The following is a 239-nucleotide window of genomic DNA, read 5'->3' as shown; positions in this document are numbered from 1 at the left end:
TTTGGTGAATGAGTTTGGTGAAATTGGCGTTGATGGAAGTTTATTCGAAGGCAATCAAACTAAACAACAGCAAGTTTTTATTCGCGAAGTACCCGGTGGCTGCATGTGCTGTGCAGCTGGGTTACCGATGCAGATAGCACTCAATCAATTGCTTTCAGAGGCGAAGCCAGACCGCTTGCTGATTGAGCCTACTGGGCTTGGCCACCCAAAAGAAGTGTTAGAAGTATTATCTTCTGAAC

1 protein-coding gene is annotated in these 239 nt (G+C 45.6%); it reads left to right on the top strand.

Going from position 1 to position 239, the window contains the following annotated elements:
- Positions 1–239: GTP-binding protein (locus BCT81_RS01385; RefSeq protein ID WP_277869781.1), on the top strand; the 239-nt coding region annotated here is incomplete at both ends.

Source organism: Vibrio sp. 10N.261.52.A1 (genome assembly GCF_002876325.1).
In the GTDB taxonomy this organism is placed as follows: domain Bacteria; phylum Pseudomonadota; class Gammaproteobacteria; order Enterobacterales; family Vibrionaceae; genus Vibrio; species Vibrio chagasii.
Note: the sequence above shows the minus strand (reverse complement) of the source record. Positions and strands in the feature narration are given on the sequence as shown.